General features: G+C 41.6%; 5 protein-coding genes. 4 read left to right on the top strand and 1 reads right to left on the bottom strand.

Going from position 1 to position 6,000, the window contains the following annotated elements; all coding sequences use genetic code 11:
- Positions 1–337 precede the first annotated feature (337 nt).
- Positions 338–1,309: an integron integrase gene (locus F9Y84_RS02470; protein ID WP_147391343.1), complete on the top strand. Its 972-nt coding sequence runs from the start codon at positions 338–340 to the stop codon at positions 1,307–1,309.
- A 455-nt stretch (positions 1,310–1,764) separates the two neighbouring features.
- Here the strand turns inward: F9Y84_RS02470 and F9Y84_RS02465 are convergent, their stop codons facing one another.
- Positions 1,765–2,313 carry a hypothetical protein gene (locus F9Y84_RS02465; RefSeq protein ID WP_147391344.1) on the bottom strand — a complete coding sequence of 183 codons (549 nt, stop codon included), beginning with the start codon at positions 2,311–2,313 and terminating at the stop codon, positions 1,765–1,767.
- Between the two features lie 388 nt (positions 2,314–2,701).
- Between F9Y84_RS02465 and F9Y84_RS02460 the strand changes: the two genes are divergently transcribed.
- From F9Y84_RS02460 to phaC, 3 genes are all read left to right on the top strand, one after another.
- Entirely contained in the window at positions 2,702–3,451 is a 750-nt protein-coding gene (locus tag F9Y84_RS02460; protein ID WP_147391345.1) for an acetoacetyl-CoA reductase, read from the top strand.
- A gap of 168 nt (positions 3,452–3,619) precedes the next feature.
- Complete coding sequence (locus F9Y84_RS02455) at positions 3,620–3,967, top strand: phasin family protein (RefSeq protein WP_125253982.1); 348 nt, start codon at positions 3,620–3,622, stop codon at positions 3,965–3,967.
- Between the two features lie 60 nt (positions 3,968–4,027).
- Complete coding sequence (phaC, locus tag F9Y84_RS02450; RefSeq protein WP_147391346.1) at positions 4,028–5,794, top strand: class I poly(R)-hydroxyalkanoic acid synthase; 1,767 nt, start codon at positions 4,028–4,030, stop codon at positions 5,792–5,794.
- Positions 5,795–6,000: the final 206 nt, after the last annotated feature.

Here is a 6,000-nt window from a genome sequence, read left to right as displayed (position 1 = left end):
TTTGACTTGTTCTATGAGTGGGTTCATGACTTACCTCCAAGTTATGGGATAACCTCAAGGTAAGTGTGGCTCAGTTGGTGAGAGTAGGATCTCCGCGTAGCGGCTTAGTTCAACAATTTAATATCGACCCAACGGGTCGTTTTTCTACCATTGGCTGGGTCGTTTATCTGATTGAACCAGTTTTATCATACATTTCAACCTATTGCTAAATATTTATATTTAGCAATAATACCTTTTAACAAAAAGGAGAAAACGTCCCATTTGCTCGCTTTCTTGACTATGGAGGCAATGCAGCAAAACTGTATATATATACAGCCAACAATTCAAAGATATGATGATGAAAACACGCTCTCCATTTTTAAACTCAATTGTCGATTACATGCTAACCAAACAATACTCTTTGCGGTCTGTTGACACCTACTTAAAATGGATTGCTGGGTTTATTAATTATCACGACAAGCGACACCCTTCATCTATGGGGGATAACGAGGTTGAGAAATATTTAGACTATTTAGTTTTGAAGAAAAATGTATCTCCTAAAACCCAAGCTACGGCTTTAAATGCGTTGGTATTTTTATATAAACACATCATCAAACAAGAGCTATCGCCCGATCTAGTATTTGTACGTAGTAAAAAACAGCAAAAATTTCCCATAGTGATGACACCCAATGAAGTAAAATTATTGATGTCATTTTTAGATAAACGCTATTACTTAATCGCAGGATTAATGTACGGTAGCGGTTTACGCGTGATGGAAGCTGTGCAGCTACGAGTTCAAGACATTGATTTCGATTATAAAAGCATTCGTATATGGAACGGCAAGGGTAATAAACACCGTATAGTGACGTTAGCTAACGAGTTAGTTCCTTTATTGCGAAGTCAAATAATTCAGGTCAACGATTACTTGCAGTTTGACATAAGGAACGAACAATACGCGGGTGTTTGGATGCCCAATGCCCTTGCTCGCAAATATCCATCAGCTAATAAGTCTCTGGCGTGGCAGTATTTATTTCCATCTTATAAGTTAAGTGCAGATCCAGAAACAGGCGAAATTAGAAGACACCACTTTTATCCGACGGGAGTACGCAAAGCGATTAAAAAGGCAGCTTTAAAAGCGCAAATAACAAAGCCCATTACACCTCACACGCTAAGACATTCATTTGCAACTCATCTACTACAATCTGGGGCCGATATTCGTACCGTGCAAAGCCAACTTGGACACTCAGACGTTAAAACAACACAGATATATACCCATGTTTTACAACAAGGGGCTAACAGCGTGGTGAGTCCATTGAGCAAGCTACTCTAATGAAGCGATTATCAGATCGCAGTTTGTGCTCATTAATGGATAAGTAATAGGCCTGAATTTATGACTTTGTTTAGTGTTAGTGAACGTCTGCTATTGGGAAATGGGGCTATAGAAAAATACTAATCGCAAGTGTCCGTAGAATGCGCAATTAAGACCTGAGCTCTAACTCACTTTGGGGCAAAAATGAGTTGGTTGAACGGCCACTTTGTTAAGTTGCGGTAGCATTCACAACCATCACCTATGCGCTTAAAGCGGCCTGTCAGGCGAGTCTAATAGACCCTCTCATTTAAACGGTAAGATTTGGGGGTAAGCTACTATACATTAGCTTATTTCTTTCTCACTTTAGGGCATTTTGAGGATAGTCCTGCTCTTATATGCCCAAGTTCTTGTCTCTAGTTGGCAAGGCTGATTCACTTTCAATAATTCACTAGTAGCAGGGAGCTTTTCGCTGTACTTTACAGTTTACCCTTACTTTTGAGCTCTTCTAACCGCTCTCGTTCTGCCAAAATCGCCTTTAACATCTGAGTACGCAGCTGCGCTTCTTGCCCTTTTAACTCTGATAGTTGCTTCTCAAGTTCTTTTACTTCATCGGTCACCGTATTATCACGATACTTTTTGCTTCCGACATGCTCTGCAATAACGGCTCCGTCATCGGGCGTAATATCTTGTTGGTGGTTTATTTTCATAAAACGCTGTTCTCGGGATTGCATCAGCTTATCAATACGCTCTTGCAATGTATGAATTTGCGCTTGAATAAGATCCATCGCTTTTTCTAAGTTTTCGTAGTCTTCTTTAAAGACTGGATTATCTTCCTTATAACCCGTTGCCTCTTCATCAAGCTCCTTTGAGAGCACCACACGCTGATCTTGCTCATTCTCATTTTCAACTTCACTTTGAGGTAATGACTGAGCGTTTTGTGACACAGGTTGAGATGCAGCTGATGATTTAGACATAACGTCAGGTACTCTTGGTGATAAGCTTCCCTGATGTATTCGAATATCCATTTTCACTCCTTGGGATCAATACGATTAATTTGATGCTGACGACAGGGGTAAGTAATTAATGTTAGATCTCCTTATGCCCCGTTTACTCGCAGCTCCGCTTTACTTTATCGGTCAATCAAAAATAAACTTAAGACTATTTACCCTGAACTAGGGGTAGTAACTTGTTCTCTAGCAGCTATTACGCCTTTTGCGCTTAGGTGTTTTAGCTGACTAGCTCACTTTTACCCCACGTTCGGGTTATTTAAATTTTCGTTCCTAATTTAGTTTCCACTGTCTTCAAACTGACACAAACTCGCGACTAATTTGTCATAAAAGCGCGCAAAAATGATAGTTAAGCTAACTCGGCTAGGAAGTATGTTGGTATAGCCTCTTTTTTCGCGGGAGCGTTATGGAAAACAAGTATATTGCAGTAGTTACCGGTGCCTTTGGTGGTATTGGTTCTGCTATTACAAAAACACTCATTGAAAAAGACTTTTTTGTTATCGCCGTTGCGAGCGAAAGACGCAATGAGGCTGACTTTGATAATTGGCTTAATACGTTGCAAATCAACCCAGTAAACGTAAAGCCGTTATTTTTAGACGTCACCAATGCCGAACATTGCCACACTGCGATGACGCAAGTGTTACAAGAGTTTGGCAACATAGACTTACTGGTCAATAACGCGGGTATTACCAGAGATTCTGCATTTAAGAAGATGACACATACGCAGTGGAGCGAAGTCATAAACACTAACCTAAACTCTTTGTTTAATATGACAAACCCTGTTTTTTCTGCAATGTGTGCCAACCGCCAAGGTCGTATCATAAACATCTCTAGCGTAAATGGACTAAAAGGCCAGTTTGGTCAAACAAACTATTCTGCCGCCAAAGCTGGCATGATTGGCTTTACTAAAGCCCTAGCCTACGAAGGTGCTAGAAGTGGCGTTACCGTCAATGCTGTTGCACCCGGCTATACAGAAACGCCCATGGTAAGCGCTATGCGTGAAGATGTATTGAACAGCATAAAAGCACAAGTGCCCATGCAAAGGCTGGCGACTCCTGACGAAGTTGCCGCTGCGGTAGCCTACTTGGCATCAAAACAGGCGAGTTATATCACAGGAGAGACACTCTCTCTTAATGGCGGATTATACATGCAGTAATATCGCAACCACCAAAGGAATGAGCTGTACCTGATGTTTGGTGGCATTGTGGTTTATATAAAGCCAATTTATTACTTTGAGATTTTGAGAAGAAATGTACTGGCTTTTTTAAAGCCCAGATTTCACAAGATTTATTGCGTTAACTCAATCCAAAACAAGGAAACGATCATGTACAGCGATTTATTTAAAACATTCAACGAGCAAACCGAGCAATTTTTCGCGCCAGCAATACAGTTCAATCAAATTGTTGCAAAAAATATCGAAGCGCTCTCTAAAATCCAGCTTCATAGTGCAGAGCAACTCACTAAAACCTCAATTGAGCAATTAAAGCAAGCGACTGAAATCAAAGATGCAAAGTCGATGATGGACTTTAATGCAAGTCAGTTAACTGCCCTAAACGTACTCAGCCAGCAAATGATCCAAGACGGTCAAAAGCTTTCGCAATTAGGTCAAGAGTTTAAAGACAGCCTAGAGTCTCTAAGCAAAGAAACACTAAAAACAGCAAAAGCGCAATAACCTCTAACACTGGGCGATCTCGATCGCCTTACCCGTTCAAAAAATAAAGGATTTTCCGGTATGGGCACTCAAGCAAATATTGAGCAAGGGTTGACCGCATGGTGGCAATATAATCAAGAATTGTGGCAACTGGCCGCCACCAACCTAGGTAAAGCGCATCCATTGCAACAGGCATTGAATGAACAAAACCAAGCTGATTTTCAGAGCTGGCTCAGTGCCATCAACCAACAGCCTGATTCTTTCTTAAAACAACAAAGTGAATGGTGGCAAACTCAATTTGCTATTTTCCAAAATAGTTTTATGCCACACACAACAGGAGAAAAAGCGCAGGTTGTTAGTCCAGAGCGTGGAGATAAACGTTTTGTTGACGCAGATTGGCAGGAAAACCCGTGGTTTAACTACCTAAAACAGAGCTACCTTTGGTTTGGGCAATCACTGCAAAATACCATTGAAAATACCCCGGGCCTTGACCCTAAACTCAAAGAGCGATTGGCGTTCTTTGCCAGGCAGTCAGTAAATTCGATGTCACCAAGCAATTTTGTATCAACCAACCCTGAATTGCTTAGGCTAACGCTTGAGAGTAACGGCCAAAACTTGTTTGATGGTCTAGCACTACTGAAAAAAGATTTGGCCAAAAGTTCAGAAATGCTACGTATAAGCATGACCAATGAAAATGCTTATACCCTTGGCGAGGATCTCGCTTGTACCCCAGGCAGAGTGGTATTTCAAAACCATCTATTTGAGCTGATCCAATATCACCCTTGTACTGAAGAAGTACACAAAACACCGCTATTGATCGTGCCTCCTTTTGTTAATAAGTACTATATACTTGACTTACGAACTGACAATTCTCTGGTCAAGTGGGCACTCGAACAGGGTTATTCGGTTTTGATGATCTCTTGGAAAAACCCAGATCCAAGTATGGCTAACATTGCTTTTGATGACTACGTTGTTGACGGCGTGTTATGCGCTTTAGAGCAAACAGAAAAACAAACCGGCGAAACCCAAGTCCATGCTATGGGTTACTGTATTGGCGGTACTTTACTGACGACTTGCATGGCTTATATTGCAGCAAAGCGCATGAAGCAAAGAGTGAAAAGTGCCACCCTGCTGACGACTATATTAGATTTCTCGCAACCTGGAGAGATAGGCGCTTTTATCAATGAGCCAACCATTAGTGCACTTGAGCAGTACAACAACCAGCATGGTGTAATGTCAGGCCACTTGCTTGGCACTTCTTTTAGTATGCTGCGAGAAAACAGCCTGTACTGGAATTACTTTGTCAACAACTATCTGAAAGGCAAAACACCTGCGGATTTAGACCTGCTCTATTGGAATAGTGATAGTACAAACCTAACCGCAGCATGCCACAACTTTATCTTACGTGAGCTATATCTCAATAACGGTCTTATCGAAGACAAAGCAGTGAGTATCCGAGGCACTAAAATTGACCTTGGCAAAGTAAAGCAACCGGTCTACTTTCTCTCTACGCGTGACGATCATATTGCGCTTTGGCAAGGGACATACGAAGGGGCTAAAAGGCTCAGTAGTTCAGTGACCTTTGTGCTTGGTGAATCGGGCCATATTGCAGGAGTGATCAATCCGCCAGCTGCAAATAAGTACGGTTTTTGGTTTGACGGACAAGATAACGACGACCCAACTCAGTGGTTTGAATCAGCACAGCACCAAAGTGGTTCTTGGTGGCCTCACTGGGCACAGTGGTTACACCAATTAGCACCAGAACTTGTACCAGCAAGGGCTGCGCAAAGCGATGAACAGCCTGGTATTTATGATGCACCAGGCGAATATGTCAAACGCGTTATTTAGTCTCAACGATAAGGAACCTGAGCATGAGTAATTCATGCGTGCCTAGCAATTTGGATTTACAAAAGGTGCTCAGGTTATTTAGTTGTTCTAAATAAGAAGTTTTAACGCAGTTAGCGTCAGATTTGCTCCGTCAAATTGAGCAAGTATTAACGCTAATTGGTATTACAGCATCCAATCTCTACTGCTATAAACTCAGCCTCTCAAGT

The sequence above is a fragment of the Pseudoalteromonas peptidolytica genome (genome assembly GCF_012641745.1).
Lineage (GTDB): Bacteria > Pseudomonadota > Gammaproteobacteria > Enterobacterales > Alteromonadaceae > Pseudoalteromonas > Pseudoalteromonas peptidolytica.
This window is presented reverse-complemented; position numbering and strand designations above follow the sequence as displayed.

Bases quoted from the DNA above. Each gene is read 5' to 3' on its own strand.
- F9Y84_RS02465 (WP_147391344.1), bottom strand. From the start codon at position 2,313: ATGGATATTCGAATACATCAGGGAAGCTTATCACCAAGAGTACCTGAC.
- F9Y84_RS02455 (WP_125253982.1), top strand. From the start codon at position 3,620: ATGTACAGCGATTTATTTAAAACATTCAACGAGCAAACCGAGCAATTT.
- phaC (WP_147391346.1), top strand. From the start codon at position 4,028: ATGGGCACTCAAGCAAATATTGAGCAAGGGTTGACCGCATGGTGGCAA.
- F9Y84_RS02470 (WP_147391343.1), top strand. From the start codon at position 338: ATGAAAACACGCTCTCCATTTTTAAACTCAATTGTCGATTACATGCTA.
- F9Y84_RS02460 (WP_147391345.1), top strand. From the start codon at position 2,702: ATGGAAAACAAGTATATTGCAGTAGTTACCGGTGCCTTTGGTGGTATT.